The organism is Bifidobacterium pullorum DSM 20433, from assembly GCF_000771405.1.
Taxonomy (GTDB): domain Bacteria; phylum Actinomycetota; class Actinomycetes; order Actinomycetales; family Bifidobacteriaceae; genus Bifidobacterium; species Bifidobacterium pullorum.
In genome coordinates this window covers 144,172-164,043 of record NZ_JDUI01000003.1, presented here as the reverse complement: position 1 = coordinate 164,043, position 19,872 = coordinate 144,172, and the positions used below count along the sequence as shown (strand labels likewise).

Here is a 19,872-nt window from a genome sequence, read left to right as displayed (position 1 = left end):
ATGGCAGAAACGATCAGTACAGTGGCGTGCATCGGCAATCCCATCGCGGACAAGGGCCATGGCGAGGCGGCCTACGAGCGGGTGTTCGACCTGCTCGGTCGCCGCGGCCGGGAATACGGGTTCGCGGTGATGGACCTGACCGGGGCCAGTTTCGAGGAATCCCTGAGCAACGCTCGGGCTCACGCGCGACTCTATGACGCGCTGGTGGTCGTGGGCGGCGACGGGATGATCGCCTTGGGCGCGAACGCCGTGGGCGGCAGCGGCAAACCGCTGGGCATCGTGGCCGTGGGGTCGGGCAACGACTTCGCCAGAGGTCTGGAACTGCCCGTGAACCGAATCGAAACCGCGGTCGAGGGCATCGTCGGCGCCATCGCGTCCGGCAGCAGTCTGGACGTGGACATGGGGCATGTCGTAGGTTCCGGCGCAGCGGCCGATGCCGGTGAGGCGACGCCGATCGATCGGTACTATGCGGGCATGCTGTCCTGCGGCGTGGACGCCAGCATCAACGACCGCGCGAACCATTCGCATCTGCCGAACGGCTCACTGAGGTACCTGGCGGCCGTGGGCGTGGAACTGACACGGCTCAAGTCGTACGGGTACCATATCCGGGCCACGCTCGCCGACGGCCGTGTGGACGAGCGGGACATCGTCTCGCCGCTGCTGACCGTGGCCAATTCGCGGCATATCGGCGGCGGCATCGAGGTCTCGCCGTACTCGCGGTTCGATGACGGTCTGCTGGATCTGGTGTGGCTGGACCATATGCCGAAGCTGAAGGAGCTCGCCCAAATCGTGCCGAACATCTACAACGGACGGCTGCTCGCGCATCCGCTGTTCGGCTGGCGGCGCGTGCGCGACGTGGAGATCTCCCGCATCGACGGCCATCCGGTGCCGCCCGTGCTGATGGCGGACGGCGAATACGTGGGCGAACTGCCCGTGAAGGTGACGGCGATGGATCGAGCACTGCGCGTGCTGGTGCCCCCGGCGGTGGCCGACCAGCAGCTGCGTCGGCTGGATGACCGGTCCTCGGTATGCGTGCGCCGGGACGGCCGCGATCTTCTGACCGGCGAATTCCGGTGAGGCCGTCGCCGCACGGCGGCCGGCACCGCGGCGAGCCCCGCATGGCGGCGCGTGCGGAGGTGGGCCGCCACCTCGGCGCGTTCCCGTCGGTGGGGTAATGTGAACACGCTAGAGATTGAATACGGCGGCACGGGGAAGTGAAAGGCAGGCGGCCATGGCACTCGCACTGTATCGGCGGTATCGTCCGGACACCTTCGAGGGCGTGATCGGGCAGGATCAGGTCACGGTGCCGCTGATGCGCGCCCTCGACCAGGGCAAGCTCACCCATGCGTACCTGTTCTCCGGGCCGCGCGGCTGCGGCAAGACCAGCTCCGCCCGCATCCTGGCGCGCTGCGTGAACTGCGCGCAGGGGCCCACCTCGCATCCGTGCGGCGAATGTGAAAGCTGCAAGGACCTGGCCACCGGCGGGCCGGGCTCGATCGACGTGGTGGAGATCGACGCGGCCAGCCACAACGGTGTGGACGACGCCCGCGAACTGCGCGAACGCGCCGGATTCGCCCCCGCGCGCGACCGCTACAAGATCTTCATCCTCGACGAGGCGCACATGGTCACCCAGCAGGGGTTCAACGCGTTGCTGAAAATCGTGGAGGAACCGCCGGAACATGTGATGTTCATCTTCGCGACCACCGAGCCGGAGAAGGTCATCGGCACCATCCGCTCGCGCACCCACCACTATCCGTTCCGCCTGGTGCCGCAGGAGGTTATGGGCCCATATCTGGAACGCATCTGCGAGCAGGAGGGCATCAGACCGGAACCCGGCGTGCTCAAGCTGGCCATGCGCGCGGGCGGCGGCTCGATGCGCGATACGTTGTCGGTGCTCGACCAGCTGATGGTCGGTGCCGTGGACGGGGCGATCCCCTATGATTCGGCCGTCGCGCTGTTGGGATTCACCCCTGAGGCGCTGATCGGCGAGGCGATTGACGCGGTGATCGACCGGAACGGCGAGGCGCTGTACGCAGTGGTGCAGAAGGTCGTGGTCGGCGGATTCGATCCCCGCCGGTTCGTCGAGGACCTGCTGTCACGCGTGCGCGACCTGCTGGTGCTCACGCTGGGCGGCGAACGCGCCGAACATGTGTTGGGCGACGATGCCGCCGAGGACATGGACCAACTGCACCGTCAGGCTGCGGCGCTGAATCTTGCGGAACTGACGGCGATGGCCGAGACGGTCAACACGACGTTGGGTGCGATGTCCGGTGCCACCTCGCCGCGTATGCGTCTGGAGCTGCTGGCCGCGCGCCTGCTGGCCGGACGCGAGCAGGGGACCGCGTCTGCCGCGCCCGCTGCCGCGCAGCCGCAGAACGTCGCCGATACCGGCCAACAGGCCGCCCAACCTGTGGCGCGTGTCGGATTCGCCGGTGCCGCGCGCAACCGCAAGCCCCAGACGCCCGCAAGCGGGCAGCCAACCGTCGCGACACCGCATGAGGCCGCTGCCGCGGCTGCCGCCGGCGGTGCCGCGTCCGCCGCACAGGCCGACGGAGGCTCGGAGCAGGCCGGTTCGGGGCAGTCGGCGGACCACGGCGTCGCCGAACAATCCCAGGCGGCCGATGCGCGGACGCCCGAACAGAAGTGGGAGGCCGTGCTGAAGGCACTGCCCGATGAGATCCGCGAGTATGTGGACCGCGGCAAGGTGCCGACCGTCGCCTATGCCGTGGATGCTTCGGGGAAGGGTCGCCTGTCGATGACCTTCGACAGCGCGCTGAGCCAGCACGCGTTCTCGCTGGCGGTGGCCACCGACGAGGAGCATAGCGGCAAGAAGGCCGCCAACGTGGTGCTGGAGGAGGTGCGGCGCACCTTCGGACCCCGCACGATGATCGCGCCCACGGGCACGGCCGCCAACGGCGAGCATGTGGTGCCGATCAAACGGTTGAACCCCGAACAGGTCAAGCAGATCAAAACCCAGATCCTCATGGCCAAGGCCGGGGCCGCGGCGGCGGGAACGGCGGCCATGACCGCCGGACGCGCGGCCGCCGAACCGGGCGGGCATGCGGCCCATGACGGCGGGGATCCCGCTGAGCCCGACGACGCCAGTCACCGAGGCGCGTCGGCGCAACTGGCCGCCCCGGCACCTGTCGACCAGCTGCCGGCCGATGATCCGTGGGCAACGGAAACGCCACGGCATCACGGCACCACGAAACCCGTTGCCGAACAGTTGCCCGATGACGACCCGTGGGCGCAGCCGGAGCCTGCCACCCCCGTCACTCCGGCGCCGGAACGGCATAAGCACGTCGCAGTCCCCGACCTGAGCGATGACGACGATCCCTGGGCGCAACCCCCGCCCGCACTGCAGCCCGTTGCCCAGGCCGTGCCGGTGACGTCCCCGGCGTCGGCCGGTGCCGTGGTCCCCCCGGCATCGCAGCCTGAAACGGCGCATCAACGGCATTTCTTCGCGGGTGCCGCCGCCGAACCTCCGGTGGCGGACGACCCGTGGGCCGCAGAGCCGGCCGCCGCGGCCGGCGCGCAGGAAGCGGTCGCACAACCGGTGCCGCAGGTCGACCCGGATGAGGACGAGTACTCGCTGAACGACGAATCGTTGGGAACGGCCACCGCGTTGAGCGTGGACGAGCTGACGAAGATGTTCGAGGTCAAGAAGATCGAGGAGTTCGCCGCGGATGATCCGAAGAACCCGAGGAACGCGCAGCCGCCCAGGCACGGCATGGGCTGAACCACGACGAGGGAATGACACGAAGGGAGCGGAACGATGGCATTGGTCTATGACGGCGCGATCCAGCGGCTGATCGACGCGTTCGCGAAACTGCCCGGCATCGGGCCGAAGGGCGCGCAGCGCATCGCGTTCTACCTGCTGTCGGCCGCAAGCGAGGAATCGCAGGAGCTGATCGACGCGATCGACGAGGTCAAGACCAAGGTGCGGTTCTGCGAGGTGTGCGGCAACGTGTGCGAGACCAGCCCCTGCCCGATCTGCGTGGATCCCAGGCGCGACCGTGGCGTGATCTGCGTGGTCGAGGAAGTCAAGGACGTGATGAGCATCGAACGCACGCGGACCTTCCACGGCCTGTATCACGTACTCGGCGGCGCAATCAACCCGATGGCCGGCGTCGGACCGGAATCGCTGAACATCACCTCGTTGCTGGAACGCCTGAAAGGTGACGACGGCGTGCGCGAGGTCATCCTGGCGCTGAATCCGAACGTCGAAGGGGAGGCGACCACCAAATTCCTGTCCGCGCTGCTGCGGCCGTCGGGCATCCAGGTCACGCGTCTGGCGAGCGGCCTGCCGGTGGGCGGCGACCTGGAATACGCGGACGAGATCACGCTCGGTCGCGCGCTGGAGGGACGCCGCGACGCCTGAGCCGTCCGCATCGTGGGCGGATTCGTCGCGTAGCGCCCCTTTCTCCCCCGTATAATCGTGCCGCCTGCGTAGAATCGTGGACGGAATCACGCAGAGGAAGAATGGATCAACAGTGGCTCTCATCGTGCAGAAGTACGGCGGCTCATCCGTCGCCGATACCGAATCGATCAAGCGCGTCGCGCGGCGCATCGTCGAAACGAAGAACGCCGGCCATGACGTGGCCGTGGTGGTCTCCGCCATGGGCGACACCACCGATGACCTGATCGACCAGGCGCTCAGCATCGACTCCAATCCCCCCTCCAGGGAGATGGACATGCTGATGACCGCGGGCGAACGCGTCTCGATGAGCCTGCTGGCCATGGCCATCCATGCGGCGGGCTCGCACGCCTACTCGTTCACCGGTTCGCAGGCCGGGTTCATGACCGACGCCCAGTTCGGCGCCGCCCACATCAAGGCCGTCAAGCCCGATCGCGTGCAGCGCGCGCTGAACAAGGGCAGCGTGGCGATCGTGGCGGGCTTCCAGGGGGTCAACGAAGGCGGCGACGCCACCACGCTCGGCCGCGGCGGATCCGACACCTCGGCCGTGGCGCTGGCCGTGGCGCTGGATGCCGACATCTGCGAGATCTACACCGACGTGGACGGCATCTTCACCGCGGATCCGCGCATCGTGCCGACCGCGCGCCGCATCCCCGTCATCGACTACGACTCGATCACCGAAATGGCATCCTGCGGCTCCAAGGTGTTGGCCCTGCGCTGCGTGGAATACGCGCAGCGGTTCAAGATGCCGCTGCATGTGCGCAGCTCCTTCTCCCATCGCCCGGGCACGCTGGTGGTGCCGGACGGCGTGGACCCCCGTACGCTTCCCAACATCGACTGACAACAACCCACCATCGGATAAGGCGGACCAATGAACGATAACGACAACAAGTCCATGGGCGATCTGTTCCCGGACCTCGGCCCGGAGGCCCCGGTCATCTCCGGTGTGGCGCATGACCGCACCGAGGCCCTGGCCACGCTGCGCGGCGTGCCGAACGAGCCGGGCATGGCGGCCAAGGTGTTCACCCAGCTGGCCGAGGCCGGCGTGAACGTGGACATGATCGTGCAGGCCGGCGCCTCCACCGGCACCGCCGACATCTCCTTCACCGTGCCGGAGACCACCGTGCGCAGCGTGCAGGAGGTGCTGGAGGTCAAGCAGGACGAGCTGGGCTACCAGGCGTTCGAAATCAACAACAACGTCGGCAAGGTTGCCGTGGTCGGCGTCGGCATGAAGACGCATTCCGGCGTGGCCGCCAAGTTCTTCAACGCGCTGAGCGAGCATGGCATCAACGTGCTGATGATCTCCACCTCCGAGATCCGCATCGCCGCGCTGGTGCCGCTGCCCGAACTCGACGACGCGGTGCGCGCCCTGCACACCGCCTACGGGCTGGACGCCGACCGGATCGAAGCGGTCGTCTACGGCGGCACCGGCCGCTGAGGCGTTTGCATCATAGAGAAGGACCCCCTGATGGATACCCATCAGGGGGTCCTGTCGTATGCGTGCTACTTGGCTGCGATGTAGCCCAGCGCCTTGAGCATCTCGGCGCTCTCCAGCGCGCCGCCGGCCGCGCCGCGCAGCGTGTTGTGAGCCAGGCCCACGAACTTGTAATCGAACAGCGTATCCTCGCGCAGACGGCCGATGGACACGCCCATGCCGCCTTCATAGTCCACGTCGAGCCGGACCTGCGGACGGTCGTCCTCGGTCAGATACTGGATGAACTGCTTGGGCGCATGCGGCAGTTCCAGCCGCGCCGCCTCGGACGTGTAGTTGACCAGCCGGTCGATGAGCTCGTCCTTGGACGGCTTCCTGCCGAAGTTGACGAACACCGTGGCGGTATGGCCGTTGAGCACGGGCACGCGGATGCACTGCGAGGTGATGCGCAGCGGCCCCTCGAACGGCACAATCTCGCCCTTGGCCTCGTCCACATGGCCGAACACCCGGAGCGGTTCGCGCTCGCTCTTCTCCTCCTCGCCGGAGATGAACGGGATGATGTTGCCCTCCATCTCGGGCCAGTCGGCGAAGGTCTTGCCGGCGCCGGAGATGGCCTGATAGGTGCTCACCACCACCTCGCGCGGCTCGAACTCGCGCCACGCGGCCAGCGCCGGCGTATACGCCTGGATCGAGCAGTTGGGCTTGACCGCGATGAAACCGCGCTCGGTGCCCAGACGGGCCTTCTGGTACTTGATGACCTCGTAGTGTTCCGGATTGATCTCCGGCACCACCATCGGCACATCCGGGGTCCAACGGTGCGCGGAATTGTTGGACACCACCGGGGTTTCGGTCCTGGCGTACCGTTCCTCCAGCGCGCGGATCTCGTCCTTCGGCATGTTCACGGCGGAGAACACGAAATCCACTCCGGCGGCGACCGCCTCCACATCCTCGGCATCCTGCACGACCATGCTCTTGACGGAGTCCGGCATCGGCGTCTCCATCTTCCAGCGGGCGCCCACGGCCTGCTCATAGGTCTTGCCTGCGGAATGGGCGGAGGCGGCAAGCGTGGTCACCTCAAACCACGGATGGTTGTCGAGCAGCGTCACGAACCGCTGGCCGACCATGCCGGTCGCGCCGATGATGCCGACTTTGAGTTTCTCGGACATATCTCACCTCTGGAATCATGGGGATGACGTGCCCCTCATTGTAGGGGACAGCGGGAACTTCGCTTTCCGCCGCTTCCACATGCTGGCCGCAGGTGCGGCGTTGTGGAATACTGGAGGCATGTCGAAGGCATCGGAAGAGGCGTCGAGGCAGCTCGACCGGATCGTGGCGTTGGGATACCCGGACGTGGCCGATATGAGCGAGGCCGCGTTCCGCGCGCTCGCCCGTCCCCTGATCGCGGCGCTCGAACACAGCGACCTGGGCCGCAACATCCTGCTCGTCCCCACACGCGAGCTGGTGTCGCCGGAATCGCTGATCGCGCGAACAAGCATCAACCGCATGGCCGGGTTCACCACCATGCCGCCGCGCGACATCGCCAGCTTCCTGCCGCAGGACGGGTTCACCCCGCCCGAAGGACCGTTCTACCTGGTCGTCGATCCGCATACCGGCACCTGCTACGTGAACCGCGAGCCGGATGTGGCGCGCAAACTCATCGACTCCGACGAGCGGCTGCCGCTCACGCTGGAGGAGGGGCTCGCCATCGCCACCCAGCATCCCGAATGGCTGCTGGAGAAGAACGGGTTCAACCTGCTCGGCTCCCGCAGCGCGGACGGACGCGTGCCCAGCATCTGGATGAGCCAGAACGCCCCTCGTCTGGGTGCGGTCTGGCCCAACTCCCGCCACACCTGGCTGGGCAACGCCTACTGCGTGGCCCGCCGCGGCGTCAGCCTCTTCCCGTGAACCCGACCGCCCTTCGGCGGGCTAGCGCCGTGCCATCCGGCGAATCAGGGCGGTGATTCCGGCTATCGCGGCAGTCGCAAGCCCCGCCAGCGTGGCGAGCACCATCGGACGTCGCAGCTCGTTGCGGATGCCGATGGCATCGGTCACGCAATGATCCTCGAAGAACACGCGCACCTCGTTGCGGGAATACCTGCCGATCAGATCGCCCCAGGTCAGCATCCGCGTCTCGTATGCGGACGGATCGGACTCGTGGAACTCGAACAGCCGCACCCCGCGCAGTCGTGATTTGGGACCGTAACTTTCAAATCCGCAGGTCGGCGCGTACCCCAGATCCATGCCGTGGACGTGTCCGACGAACGCGTTCTTGTGGTCGTGACCGCAGAACAGGGCAAAGTAGCCGCCTGCGTCGCACATCGTCTCAACCTGCCCCACGTTGTCGTCCGGGCAGGCAATGGCCTCTCCCAGGTAGGAGCCGGCACGGCAGAGCGATTCGTTGAGCACGTAGCAGCGTCCGGCGTGCGTGCGGGCGCCCTCCACGGCGTTGGGCGTCCACGCCGGCACTTCGGTAAGGCAGTCGTAGAACTCCTGCGGTGGGATGTGTTGGAACGCGATCGCCGGTACCGGTCTGCCGTCGCCGTTGCGTGCGGCAAGCTCCTGCTGCACGCCGCCCAGCCATGCGATCGCTTCGGGGGAGGGCGTGCCATAGCCGTCTGCGTCGGCAAGATCCAGGCCGCGCGAGTTGGCGGCGTATGCCGGGTATTCGGCGTCGTTTTCCTCGGGGGTGCCGGCATAATCGCCTGAGTTGACCATCATGACCGCCATGGCGGCACGCCCCGAGCCGTCCGATGCCTCGATCGGCAAGGCGAACGTGCCCGGCTCCACTGCCAGCGCGTCCGGCGTCGCCCGCGTGTCGGGATTCATGCAGCCGGGGAACTCCCGGTACATGTCATCCTGGGCGTCCACCAGGATGCCGCACTGGAAATCATGGTTGCCATAGGTCACGGCGAATGGTACGCCCGCATCCACGATCGGCCGAAGGAAGGCCTCGAGGGTCTGGCGCACCTTGCCGGCCGTCTCGTCCATGAGGGCGTCGATGCTCGGCGGTTCGGTTTCGGTGAGCAGCGCGGGCGGGGTATGGCCATGCTCCTCCAGGCGGTCGGCCAGGCGGTCGGCCAACTCGTCGGCTTTGGGATACTGCCGTTTGACACCGTAGAGCTTCGCTTCGATTTCGGTGATGAGCCGTACGCGCGCCCCCGGTTGTTCGCCGCGGCGGCGCAGGAACGTGCTGATGTATGCCGGGTCGTAGCCGCGGATCTGGTCGCCGGTGAGCACTACCAGATCAGGCTTGGACTCGCGGATGGCGGCTTCGATGAGCCGGATCGTGTCCTGATTGACCTCGGGCTTGTCTTGGATGTCGGCCATCTGCAGCACGCGGAACGTGCCGTCCTCATTGAATCGCAGCGTCATAGTTCCACTGTATCCGTAGTGACCGAAACACGGACCTTTCAAGTGTCGTCGAATATCGGTGACTACACTGATGTATACGTATGCCCTAACGTGCGTTGGGGCGGCGAAAACCCATACGACGGTCCGCCATGAGGGCGGCGCTACCAAGCAAAGGAGGAGAGATGGGTCAGGATCAATCATCGGTATTCGATCTTGCGGCGGTGGCCGCCGCATCCAACGGAGGGAACAACGACCCGCTGCTGCCTCCGGCGCGTTTCATCGGCGAACCCCAGAAGCCGAGCAAGATGCCGTACAACAAGTACGTGGCGTATGACAAGCAGGTGCCGTTCGACTATCCGGAGCGCACGTGGCCGGGCAAGCGTCTGCAGCGCGCGCCGCGCTGGTGCTCGGTGGATCTGCGCGACGGCAATCAGGCGCTGGTCAACCCGATGGATTCGGAGCGTAAGCTGCGCTTCTGGAACATGCTGATCTCGATGGGTTTCAAGGAGATCGAGGTGGGCTTCCCCTCGGCCTCCGAAACCGATTACGACTTCATCCGACTGCTCATCGAACGTGAACTCATCCCGGACGACGTCACGATCGTGGTGCTCACCCAGGCGCGCGAGCACCTGATCCGCAAGACCTACGAATGCCTGCGCGGCGCCAAGCGCGCGGTGGTGCACTTCTACAACTCGGTGTCCGTGCTGCAGCGCGAGGTGGTGTTCCGCAAGGATCGCGCCGGCATCAAGAAGCTCGCTACCGACGCGGCCGAGCTGTGCAAGGAGCTGGAGGGCGAGGCCGGCGAGACCGAGTTGTACTACGAGTACAGCCCCGAATCGTTCACCGGCACCGAACCGGACTATGCGGTCGAGGTGTGCAATGCGGTGATCGACGTGATCAAGCCGACGCCCGAGCACAAGATGATCATCAACCTGCCGGCCACGGTGGAGATGACCACGCCGAACGTGTTCGCCGATGAGGTCGAGTACGTCTCGAACCATCTGCAGGACCGCGATTCGGTGGTGCTTTCGCTGCACCCGCACAACGATGAGGGCATGGCCGTGGCGGCCGCCGAGCTGGGCATCCTGGCAGGCGCGGACCGCATCGAGGGCTGCCTGCTCGGCAACGGCGAGCGCACCGGCAACGTGGATCTGGTCACGCTGGGTCTGAACATGCTGACCCAGGGCATCGACCCGCAGATCGACTATTCGAACGTGCCTGAGATCCGCAAGACGGTCGAGTACTGCAACCAGATCAAGATCTCCGAGCGTCACCCGTACGCGGGCAGCTTCGTGTTCACCGCGTTCTCCGGTTCGCACCAGGATGCGATCAAGAAGGGCTTGGAGGCCCGTCAGATGGCGGCCGACATGGCCGGCGCCAACCTGGAGAACTTCGTGTGGCTCGTGCCGTACCTGCCGATCGACCCGAAGGACGTCGGCGGCAGCTACGAGGCGATCATCCGCGTGAACTCCCAGTCCGGCAAGGGCGGCATGGCCTACCTGCTCAAGACGAACCACAACCTCGACCTGCCCAAGCGTCTGCAGGTGGAGTTCGACAAGATCGTGCAGAAGTATGCGGACGAGACCAAGAAGGAAGTCAAGGACGCGGATATCTGGCGTCTGTTCAAGGACGAGTACCTGCCGGTCGAGGAGACGGGTGCCACGGCCGCCGGCGCGATCGTGGGCGACAGCCATGACGAGACGCTTGAACAGTGGGGCCGCCTGAAGCTGCTCAAGGTGCAGGTCTCCTCCGGTGAGGATGGCTCCGACACCGTGCTCAAGGCCAGGCTGCTCGACCGCGGCGTGAACGTGGGCGTGGATGAGCCGGTCGAGCGCGAGCTGATGGGCGTGGGCAACGGCCCGATCGCCGCGTTCATCAACGCGATTGCCGCCATCGACATCAACGTGTCGGTGATGGACTACGTGGAGCATACGATGACCGCTAGCACCGACGCCATGGCCGCCTCCTACGTGGAGTGCGAAATCGGCGATGAGGCGGACACCACGGTGATCTGGGGCGTCGGCATCGATTCCTCGATCATCACCAGCTCGCTGAAGGCCATCATCTCCGCCATCAACCGTTCGATGCGCTGAGCGGTTCCGTACGTGCCGCCGTCAACGGCGGCGCGCCAAGACTCCTGAAGGGTCCCGCAGCTCCAATGGCTGCGGGACCCTTCGTTATGTCCCTGTCTGAAAACCGGGGAACGGTAACAGGCGCGATCGTGATGATCCGCCAATGCCGGCTTCGCACATACTTACCACTTACTTACCACATCTGGTAAGTAAGTGGTAAGTCAAGTGGTAAGTTGCCACGTGCAACGGGCTATCGCTTGAGTCGGTAGCGTTGTTTGGGGCTTCGCGCGATGTGTGTCGGCTCGATGACGTCGGCCTTGATAAGGCGATTGAGATGATTGACAATGGCCGACCGTGAGAGTCCTGAAAGCTCCACGAGCTCGCGGGTGCTTGCCGAACTTTGCTCGTGCAGCAATGCGATGATGGCCGTTTCGACATCGTCCGAGGCGATGACTCGGCGTTCGCTTTCGCTGACGCGACGTTTGGCGAACGTCAACGAGAAATACGTCAGCGTATTCGACGGTTCGGGCGGCGGCATGAGGGCTTCCTGCAGCTCATCTTCGATTACCTGATAGCCTGTCCCACGGTTCTCCACCACGTACCCGCCCCCGGGGTACGGGGTGGTCTCCAATATGTTGGAAAGGAACTGGTTGCGCGAGGCGGAAATGCCGGCATGCCCCAGAGTCTCTATGGTCACATTGCCGAACAGTCCTCCCGGATTGAGGATTTCCAGACGGTCGAGATACATATTCACCTGCACCTGCGAACCGCGTGCATCGGGGGAGTAGTCGCGGTGCATAAGAGCGTTGGCTATGGCCTCTCTGACCGCTTTATCCGGATAATCGGGCACATCCTTGCGGAATGCTCCGTCGATGATGGCACCGGTGCGCATGTTCTTGACCACTGCATTCACGGCATCGTCAATCATGAGGGGAATGGGGCCCACCAAGGTCTGTGCGTCGAGGAATCGTCTGCCGTCGGACGTGGTTTCCGCCTTGGTGGTGCCGGGGAACACGGTGAAGGTCACGTTCAGGCGTGGGAAGAATTGTTGGGGGAATATGCCCAGCGACATCAGTCCGCCGAGAGTAGGGCGGAGCATGTCGCCGTCGCGGTGCACAACGTGCATGCTGGTAAGGATGGTTTCATCGTCCCTCGACGCGAACACCCGTGGGTGCAATGCGCGTTGCCGCGCGATGAACGCGGATACCAGATCCCTGTCGAGGTCGTCGAGCGTGGCGCCTGTAACGATTTCGTCGTCATAGGTCGGCTGGGTGTGTTCCTCGATAAGGCGGTCGATTTCATACTGGGTGAGTTTGCGGTCGCCGTCTCCCGTGCGGATGTATGAGCCTTGATACCGCCCGCGTGTGGTCACGTAGCAGGGTTTGTCTTTCTTGGACATGGCCGGTATCTCGGCAACCAGGAGATTGATGCCCTCGAAGAGCAGGATTTCGGTGATGGGCCGAACCGGAGGCGTCATCTTGGCGCAGGCCGCAGCCAGCGATTCCTGCATGGCGGTGGCGTTGAAGTTGCTGACCGGCGTAAAGCCGTTCTTCTCCGACAAGCCCAGAATCAGTGTACCGCCGGTGCCGTTGGAGAATGCGGACAAGGTCTCGACGACGGACTCCGGAAGTTTGGACGACGCTTCCTTGACTTCACACGTTTGGGTGTCGTTGCCGATCTGTCTCATATGTGCGATGAGTTGTTCAAGATCCTCGGTGCCCATGTTGTCTGCTCCGTGTTCGTTGCCTCTTGGTGTTTCAACTTACCACTTAACTTACCACTTACTTACCAGATGTGGTAAGTAAGTGGTAAGTTAAGTGGTAAGCTTCCGAATCGTCAGATGCAATGATGCGTTGAGAGTCCTCGTATGTTCCGGTTTCTCGACTGCGAGTTGCGAACTCGGGTGTACTGGCGCGGTGTTGTTGCCCGTCGGCCGAGTTTGTCGTGTGTTTTGTGCTCTGCTTTTAGTTGCGGATCAGCAACTAAAGCAGAGCGCCTCGTTCATCTGCTCGCTATGCCTGAAAACCGGAACGACGACGGGCATAATCGGGAACAAATGCGGGGGATAATGGTGGGCATGGGCAATGTCAGTGTGGTCATCACCAGCTACAACCAGAACGAGATGATTCGTGAGGCCGTCGATTCGGTCCGGCGGCAGACGCTGCGTCCGGATGCGATCATCGTGGTGGATGACGGGTCGACGGATCTGGCATCCGTACAAGTGCTGGACGAACTGGAACAAGCGGACGACATCACCGTCGTCCGGCAGGGGAACGCCGGACCGTCCGCCGCGCGCAACGTCGGCATCCGAGCGGCGCGGACCGACTGCGTGACCGTGCTGGACGGCGACGACCGGCTGCTGCCGACATTCCTGGCGACGACGGTCGGCCTGTTGGACGGCGACGCGTCCGCCGTCGCCGCATCCGGCTGGCTACGGACCTTCGGTGTGCTGGACGCGGTCGTCAAACCGACCGGCGGCACGATCGCCGACTTCCTGCCGCGCAACGCCTGCCCGGCGACGTTCACGTTCCGGCGAACCGTCTGGGAAACATGCGGCGGCTACGACGAGTCGATGCGCTCCGGATTCGAGGACTGGGATTTCTGCCTGTCGTTGCTCACAGCCGCGGCAACGGCGGCGGACACAACCGCGACCGGACAGGAGCCCCGCATCGCCATCGCCCCCGAGCCATTGATCGAATACCGCACCGCGCCGGCAACCCCGAACATCACCAGCATGACCACGCGTCTGGAAACGATGCGCTATCTCATCGACAAGCACCATGCCGCATACGCCGCCCATCTCACGGATGCGCTCCTGGGCATCGAGGCCACGTCGATCGCCCGGCTCAACCTGTGGGAGCGCACGGTCCGCGAACACCCCGCGTTGCTGGAGAATCAGCCGGATTCGCGCGCCTTCATGGCCTCGCCCACATACGGCGACGGCGGTATGGCCGCCGCCGTCCGTCTGCGCTCGTGATAGAACGATGCGGATGCCTTTGACGAGAAGAAGGCATCCGCATCAGGTGTTGGAGGGGAGGGGCGTCGTCACGCCAGGCGCGCGCCCCAGATGGTCCGGTTGCCGCCGATCGCGGAGAACGTCAGCGTCATGCGTCCATCGGTCTCACGCGGCAGCTCGGCGAACACGCCGGTGTAGGTCACGCCGTCGAGCGTGATCGCCATGTCCGTCTCGCAGCAGCGCACTCCGGTCGCCCCGCCCGCGCCGAGCATCCGCCAGGTGCCGCGCACGGCCGGGCCGTCCGTCGACCGCGGCAGATTCGCGTCCGGGGTGTCGAAGAACGAGACCACGCCGCCGCTGGTCACCCGGCCATCCGGCTGCAATGTGATCGTCTCCGGGCGGTTGATGCCGACGAACTCGCCGTCGGCGCCGCGCTCGCCGTTGTAGAACGTGTGCGGGTCGTGCCGGACCAGCTCGTAGTCGCCCGCCAGATACGCCGGAAGCGTAGAGGCGTCCGGGCCCGCCGACGGCATGGTGCCGACGGAATCGGATGCTGCGGCGTCGTCGCTTCCTGCGGCCGGGCGCGGCGGCATGGCCACCTGCCCGCGGTACTCGTACGGCGCGGCCACGAGCCAGCCGTCCTCGGTCGGCAGCAGCTCGCGGATATGCGTCTCGTAATCCTCGCCCTCGCGCCCGATGAACCGCGTGTGATACGTCAGGAACAGCCGGCCGTCGCTACGGCGGTGCAGCACCGAGTTGTGTCCCTGCGAGACCTCGACCGTGTCAAGCGTGGCCGGGCCGCCGCTCCACAGCACCGAGGACGTCAGGCGCACGCCGGTGTCCTTCGTCAGATTGTCGGGGATCTCGCCGGCGGAGATCGCCGGATTCCCGTTCTGGTCCACGTACGGGCCGAGCAGGTGCTTCGAACGGAAGATGCGGATCTGGTAGCCGCCGGTCGTGCCCAACCAGCCGTAGGAGAGGAACAGGTACCACCAGCCGTTCTTGCGCACGAAATACGAGCCTTCGCCGGAGTTCCAGTAGCCGCCGGCCACCTTCACACCGTAGTACGGGTCGGAGGCGTCCTTGACGTACGGATAGGTGGCGTCGTAGTCGCGCAGACCGGTGGCCGGATCCAGCTTGAACATCCAGATGCCGCCGAACCAGGAGCCGAAGCTCATCCACATCTCGCCGTGCTCGCACAGGATCGGCGCGGCGTCGATGGCGTTGATGCGGGTGTCCTTGAGCGAGAGGTACCGGTCGGGCAGATCGCGGGCGGCGTCACCACCGAGCACGCGCGGCACGTCGGTGTTCCCCACGTTCGAGGCGTCGAACCCCGAGTAGACCACCGGGCCCACGTAGGTCCAGTCGCCGTCGAGCCGGTCCGCGGTCAGCAGCACGATCACCGAACGGAACTCGTGGCCGTTGACGGACAGGTACATGCACCACTTGCCCATCGCGGGGTTCCAAATCACGTCCGGCGCCCAGGTGTTGCCGCGCACGTCCGGGTTCTCCGGCTGCTTGGGCCACGCCTCCCAGATGCCGCCGAGCACGGACTCGGGGTCGCGGCTCAGATTGTTCTCGAACCGTTCCCAGTACACCATGTCGGTGCTGCGGGCGCAACGGCGGTGGGTGCCGAAGATGTAATACGTGCCGTGGTCCTCCACGATCGCCGGGTCATGGATGGCCACGCGGCCGGGGGCCAGGGGGTATTGGGGGAAGGCCATGGTTGCTCCTTACTGCTGTGAACCCCAGATGCACAGGTTGTCGCCCAGGGCGCTGAAGGTCATGACCTCCTTGCCGTCCAGGTCGCGCGGCAGCTTGGCGAAGTCACCGGTGTAGGTCACGTCGCCGAGCGTGATCGTCATCTGGTTGGATCCCTCGGACGCCTCCCAGGTGCCGGTCTGGTCGCCGGAGACGGTGCCGTCCTCGTTGAGTGTGATGTTCACCGGCTTGTTGACGCCGCGGTAGTCGGTGCTCTCCTTGTCGGTGACCTTCTTCGGTCCCTTGAAATAGGTGCTCTTCTCGTGGGTCACCAGCTCGTAGTCGCCGGCCAGGTCGGCGGCGTCGTAGCCGGCGGTGTCGGCCTTGGTACCCGTGTATTCGTACGGCGCGGCCACCAGCCAGCCGTCGGCGGTAGGCATGAGCTCGCGCACGCGCACCTCGTGGACCTCGCCGCGGCCGGAGAAGCGGGTGTGGTACACGATGTACGTGGTGCCGTCATCGTCCACGAGCACCGAGTTGTGGCCTTGGGAGACCTCGATGTCGGCGTTGTCGTTGCCGCTCCACTGAATCGAGCTCATCAGGCGGATGCCCGTGTCGCCCTGCCAGTTGTTGCCTTCGGCGCTGGTGGCGACGGCCGTGTTGCCGGCCTGGTCCACGTACGGTCCGGTGATCGAGTCGGAGCGGAAGACGCGGACCTGGTAGCCGCCGGTCTGCTGGAGGTGTCCGTAGGAGAGGAACAGGTACCAGTGGTCGTTGGTGTGGGCCAGGTACGCGCCTTCGCCGGAGTTGCCGAAGCCGCCGGCCACCTTGATGCCGTAGTAGGCGTCGGACTGGTTCTCGACGGTCTCATAGGTGGCGGTGTAGTCGCGCAGGCCGGTGGTCGGGTCGAGCTTGAACATCCAGACGCCGCCGAACCAGGAGCCGTACACCATCCACATCGTGCCGTCCTCGTCGGTCTTGACGGTCGGGTCGATGGCGTTGATGCCGGTGTCGCTCTGCGACTGGTAGCGGGTCAGGTCCGCGTCCTCGCCCAGCACCTGCTCCACGTCGGTGCGGTTCACGTTGACCTTGGTGAATCCGGAGTAGACGACCGGGCCCACGTAGGTCCAGTCGCCCTCGATGTCGTCGGCGGTCAGCAGCACGATCACGGAGCGGTAGTTGTCGCCGTTGACGGACAGGTACATGCACCACTTGCCCATCGTCTCGTTCCAGAACACGTCCGGCGCCCACATGTTGCCCTCGACGTCCGGGTTGGTGGACTGCTTGGACCATTCCTCCCAGATGTCGGCGAGGATCGTCTCGTAGTCGGTGCTCAGGTTGTTCTCGAAGGTCTGCCAGTTGACCAGATCGGTGCTCTTGGCCCACGCGCGGTGGGAGCCGAAGACGTAGTAGGTGTCGCCGTCCTTGACGATGGACGGGTCGTGCGAGGAGACGCGTTGGATCTCGGACGACGAGTCGCCGCCCTCGCCGGCGGATTGCGTGCCGGAGCATCCGGCGAAGGCCGTGACCATCAGTGTCATGGAGGCGATGGCCGCAGTGATTCGACGCAGTGTGGTGGATAGTGACATGGGCTTCTTCCCTTCCCGGCCGCTGCTGCGCGGCCTTGTTCCGCATCGTTGCGTGTCGTATATACAACGATGTAATACACTATACTGTACAACGATGTAAAACATGACACAACTGAAAGGGTCTCCACCATGGCCGGTACGTATTCCCTGCTGTGCTACACGCGCAAACCCACCAAACGCGAGGAGGCGAACAACGCCGACATCGCCCTGAGCATGCACCTCGCCCTGCGCTCCCACATCGACAGCGTCTGGACGCCGCTGAACGAGAACTACGGCATCCTGTTCGCCGCGGGCGTTCCCGTCGCCTCCGTGCCTGCCTCCGCCCGCCGCGCATGCACCGCCGCCCGCCGGTTCAAGGCCGACCGGTTCGATGCGCCGCGTCCCGCCAGCGCCGCCGCTGCCGTCGACGCGGTGATGCCCGACGTCGACATCGTCCTCAAAAGCCTGAAGGACCCCTATCTGTTCCGTCTCAAGGACGGCCGGTTCGCGGTCGCGGCCACCCGCACCACCCGCGGCGGCGACCCCGACGGGTCCGAGGCCTCCGCGTTCCTGCTCACGGTCAGCCGTGACCTGACCTCCTACGACCAGCTCGGCCTCGTCCGTCTCGACACGCTCGCCGGCGTGCACCACCCGAGCGTCGCCTACGACGCGCAGGCGGAACGTTACGTCATCCGTTGGCGTGACGACGAGGGCCGCGCGCTGTACGCGGTCGTCGACGACATCGAATCCGCCGTGGCGGACACCGTGCCCGTGGCGGGGATCGACCACGATGCGGCGCCGGCCGCGTCCGGCTCGGACGAGGATGCCGCCGTGCGCTTTGGCATCCCCGACGTGGTGCCGGGCAACGTCATCACCGTCAGCGACGTGGAGGCCTCCCGTCTGATCGAACGGTTCGGCCGCGTCTACAACACCGGATCCTCCGCCCCCACGTGCAGCCTCATGGCCTCGCTGCGCGGCCCGGAGGCGCGCGAGGCGGTCCGCTGGTTCGCCGACGTCCGCGCCGACCTGACCTATTCGGACGGCTCCAAGGCCACCCGCGCCGTCGACTGGGATATGGCCGCGCTCGAACGCCTGGCCGACGACGCCGCGGAAGGGCGGCTCAAGCCTGGCGAAAGCCGCGCGATCCGCGGCCGTATCCGCCAGACCACGTACCCGGTGCCGTTCGCCGTGGAGCGCGCCGACCCGTCGGTGTTCGCCTGGAGCTTCAACGGCAAGCCGATGTTCATGTTCATCGCCACCGAGGATGCGGACGGCAACTGCATCGACCCGCGCGACGGCCGCACCCACATGCCGCTGCGCGTGGCCGACACCATCGAGGGGCTGTCCGACGCCGCCGGCGGTCGCGAACGCGAGATTGACCTGCTGGTGCGCGGCGACCTGAACTCCGAGGGGCGGGCGATGACCGGCTGCTTCTGGGCTCCGGAACTGCACGTGATCGCCGGACGGCTGTCCATCCTGTTCATGCCGTGCTTCGACGGCGAGGCCACGAACGCCGACGGCACGCCGAACGACCGCGCCGGCAAGCCGGACATGTGGACCGGCCGCTGCCACATCATGCAGCTGAAGAAGGATGAGGCCGGCCTGGACCTCGACCCGCGTGACCCCGCCAACTGGACGGTGCCCGAGCCGATCCTTGGACCGGACGAGGACATTCTCAACCCCGTCCAGCTCATCTCCCTCGACATGACCGTGATCGGCGACTCCGGCAACTGGTACTACGCCTGGCAGCAGGTCGGCAGCGTGTGGATCGCCCGCTTCGACCCGTCGAACCCGGCGCGGTTGACCAGCCGTCCGCGGCAGATCGTGGTCCCCGAATTCGCCTGGGACAACCTCATCGCCGAAGGACCGAACGCGGTGGTGCGCGACGGCCGCATCTTCCTGATCTATTCGGGTTCGTCGGTCGGCATCGACTACACCACCGGACTGGTGACCGCCCCCGCCGGACAGGGCGCGGACCTGCTCGACCCGGCCGTGTGGACCAAGCTCGACTACCCGCTGCAGAAGTCGGGCCTGTACAACGGCGAATGGCAGCTCGGCACCGGGCACGGCATGTGGTCGCGTGACGAGGACGGCAACATGATCTACGTGTTCCACAACGCCGAATACGAGAACGGCCGTTACGGCGGGCGCGACGCCCAGGTGCGGCGCGTGCACTGGTCCGCCGAGGGCATGCCGCTGCTGGACGTGGAGACCCGCGAGGAGCTCGACCCGGCGTATGCCGAGGTGATGATGGAGGTCACCGTGGCGTGACCCCTGCCCGGTCCGGACCGGCGAATCGGCCTGACTCCCGCGGATGTTGCGCGGGGTCAGGCCGATTGTCTATCGTTGTAGGGGGAATGGGTACGCGGAAACGG

Annotated in this window: 14 protein-coding genes; 9 read left to right on the top strand and 5 right to left on the bottom strand. The window is 65.7% G+C overall.

Going from position 1 to position 19,872, the window contains the following annotated elements; translation table 11 throughout:
• The 5 genes from OU11_RS03125 to OU11_RS03105 all read left to right on the top strand — a co-directional run bounded on the left by OU11_RS03125 (position 1) and on the right by OU11_RS03105 (position 5,855).
• A complete protein-coding gene (locus tag OU11_RS03125) occupies positions 1-1,077 on the top strand; it encodes a diacylglycerol/lipid kinase family protein (protein ID WP_033514433.1) in 1,077 nt (358 codons plus the stop codon).
• 154 nt (positions 1,078-1,231) lie between these two features.
• A complete protein-coding gene (gene dnaX, locus OU11_RS03120; protein WP_033514432.1) occupies positions 1,232-3,739 on the top strand; it encodes a DNA polymerase III subunit gamma/tau in 2,508 nt (835 codons plus the stop codon).
• A 36-nt stretch (positions 3,740-3,775) separates the two neighbouring features.
• Positions 3,776-4,381 (top strand): recombination mediator RecR, encoded by a 606-nt coding sequence (gene recR / locus OU11_RS03115; RefSeq protein ID WP_033514431.1) that lies wholly within the window; start codon positions 3,776-3,778, stop codon positions 4,379-4,381.
• A 112-nt stretch (positions 4,382-4,493) separates the two neighbouring features.
• Positions 4,494-5,258 carry an aspartate kinase gene (locus tag OU11_RS03110; protein ID WP_034887818.1) on the top strand — a complete coding sequence of 255 codons (765 nt, stop codon included), beginning with the start codon at positions 4,494-4,496 and terminating at the stop codon, positions 5,256-5,258.
• Between the two features lie 30 nt (positions 5,259-5,288).
• Positions 5,289-5,855 (top strand): ACT domain-containing protein, encoded by a 567-nt coding sequence (locus OU11_RS03105; protein WP_033514430.1) that lies wholly within the window; start codon positions 5,289-5,291, stop codon positions 5,853-5,855.
• A 65-nt stretch (positions 5,856-5,920) separates the two neighbouring features.
• Here the strand turns inward: OU11_RS03105 and asd are convergent, their stop codons facing one another.
• Positions 5,921-7,015 (bottom strand): aspartate-semialdehyde dehydrogenase, encoded by a 1,095-nt coding sequence (gene asd / locus OU11_RS03100; RefSeq protein WP_033514429.1) that lies wholly within the window; start codon positions 7,013-7,015, stop codon positions 5,921-5,923.
• A 118-nt stretch (positions 7,016-7,133) separates the two neighbouring features.
• Here asd and OU11_RS03095 point away from each other — a divergent pair, with 118 nt between their 5' ends.
• Positions 7,134-7,754 (top strand): DUF5701 family protein, encoded by a 621-nt coding sequence (locus OU11_RS03095; protein ID WP_033514428.1) that lies wholly within the window; start codon positions 7,134-7,136, stop codon positions 7,752-7,754.
• Positions 7,755-7,775: 21 nt separating this feature from the next.
• Here OU11_RS03095 and OU11_RS03090 read toward each other — a convergent pair whose 3' ends face one another.
• Entirely contained in the window at positions 7,776-9,221 is a 1,446-nt protein-coding gene (locus OU11_RS03090) for a metallophosphoesterase family protein (protein WP_033514426.1), read from the bottom strand.
• A 161-nt stretch (positions 9,222-9,382) separates the two neighbouring features.
• On the opposite strand from OU11_RS03090, the gene leuA reads away from it, so the two are divergent.
• A complete protein-coding gene (gene leuA / locus OU11_RS03085; RefSeq protein ID WP_033514425.1) occupies positions 9,383-11,293 on the top strand; it encodes a 2-isopropylmalate synthase in 1,911 nt (636 codons plus the stop codon).
• Positions 11,294-11,522: 229 nt separating this feature from the next.
• Here leuA and OU11_RS03080 read toward each other — a convergent pair whose 3' ends face one another.
• Entirely contained in the window at positions 11,523-12,995 is a 1,473-nt protein-coding gene (locus OU11_RS03080; protein WP_033514424.1) for an ATP-binding protein, read from the bottom strand.
• A 354-nt stretch (positions 12,996-13,349) separates the two neighbouring features.
• Between OU11_RS03080 and OU11_RS03075 the strand changes: the two genes are divergently transcribed.
• A complete protein-coding gene (locus OU11_RS03075) occupies positions 13,350-14,249 on the top strand; it encodes a glycosyltransferase family 2 protein (RefSeq protein ID WP_033514486.1) in 900 nt (299 codons plus the stop codon).
• A gap of 68 nt (positions 14,250-14,317) precedes the next feature.
• Here OU11_RS03075 and OU11_RS03070 read toward each other — a convergent pair whose 3' ends face one another.
• Positions 14,318-15,952, bottom strand: a complete 1,635-nt coding sequence (locus OU11_RS03070; RefSeq protein WP_052122579.1) for a glycoside hydrolase family 43 protein — start codon at positions 15,950-15,952, stop codon at positions 14,318-14,320.
• A gap of 9 nt (positions 15,953-15,961) precedes the next feature.
• Positions 15,962-17,518 (bottom strand): glycoside hydrolase family 43 protein, encoded by a 1,557-nt coding sequence (locus tag OU11_RS03065; RefSeq protein WP_033514423.1) that lies wholly within the window; start codon positions 17,516-17,518, stop codon positions 15,962-15,964.
• A 129-nt stretch (positions 17,519-17,647) separates the two neighbouring features.
• On the opposite strand from OU11_RS03065, the gene OU11_RS03060 reads away from it, so the two are divergent.
• Positions 17,648-19,768, top strand: coding sequence for a family 43 glycosylhydrolase (locus OU11_RS03060; protein WP_033514422.1), 2,121 nt, complete (start codon positions 17,648-17,650; stop codon positions 19,766-19,768).
• Positions 19,769-19,872: the final 104 nt, after the last annotated feature.

Excerpts from the sequence above, each read along its gene's own strand:
- OU11_RS03070 (WP_052122579.1), bottom strand. The coding sequence starts at position 15,952 with ATGGCCTTCCCCCAATACCCCCTGGCCCCCGGCCGCGTGGCCATCCAT.
- dnaX (WP_033514432.1), top strand. The coding sequence starts at position 1,232 with ATGGCACTCGCACTGTATCGGCGGTATCGTCCGGACACCTTCGAGGGC.
- recR (WP_033514431.1), top strand. The coding sequence starts at position 3,776 with ATGGCATTGGTCTATGACGGCGCGATCCAGCGGCTGATCGACGCGTTC.
- OU11_RS03095 (WP_033514428.1), top strand. The coding sequence starts at position 7,134 with ATGTCGAAGGCATCGGAAGAGGCGTCGAGGCAGCTCGACCGGATCGTG.
- OU11_RS03125 (WP_033514433.1), top strand. The coding sequence starts at position 1 with ATGGCAGAAACGATCAGTACAGTGGCGTGCATCGGCAATCCCATCGCG.
- leuA (WP_033514425.1), top strand. The coding sequence starts at position 9,383 with ATGGGTCAGGATCAATCATCGGTATTCGATCTTGCGGCGGTGGCCGCC.
- OU11_RS03105 (WP_033514430.1), top strand. The coding sequence starts at position 5,289 with ATGAACGATAACGACAACAAGTCCATGGGCGATCTGTTCCCGGACCTC.
- asd (WP_033514429.1), bottom strand. The coding sequence starts at position 7,015 with ATGTCCGAGAAACTCAAAGTCGGCATCATCGGCGCGACCGGCATGGTC.
- OU11_RS03060 (WP_033514422.1), top strand. The coding sequence starts at position 17,648 with ATGGCCGGTACGTATTCCCTGCTGTGCTACACGCGCAAACCCACCAAA.
- OU11_RS03090 (WP_033514426.1), bottom strand. The coding sequence starts at position 9,221 with ATGACGCTGCGATTCAATGAGGACGGCACGTTCCGCGTGCTGCAGATG.
- OU11_RS03075 (WP_033514486.1), top strand. The coding sequence starts at position 13,350 with ATGGGCAATGTCAGTGTGGTCATCACCAGCTACAACCAGAACGAGATG.
- OU11_RS03080 (WP_033514424.1), bottom strand. The coding sequence starts at position 12,995 with ATGGGCACCGAGGATCTTGAACAACTCATCGCACATATGAGACAGATC.
- OU11_RS03065 (WP_033514423.1), bottom strand. The coding sequence starts at position 17,518 with ATGTCACTATCCACCACACTGCGTCGAATCACTGCGGCCATCGCCTCC.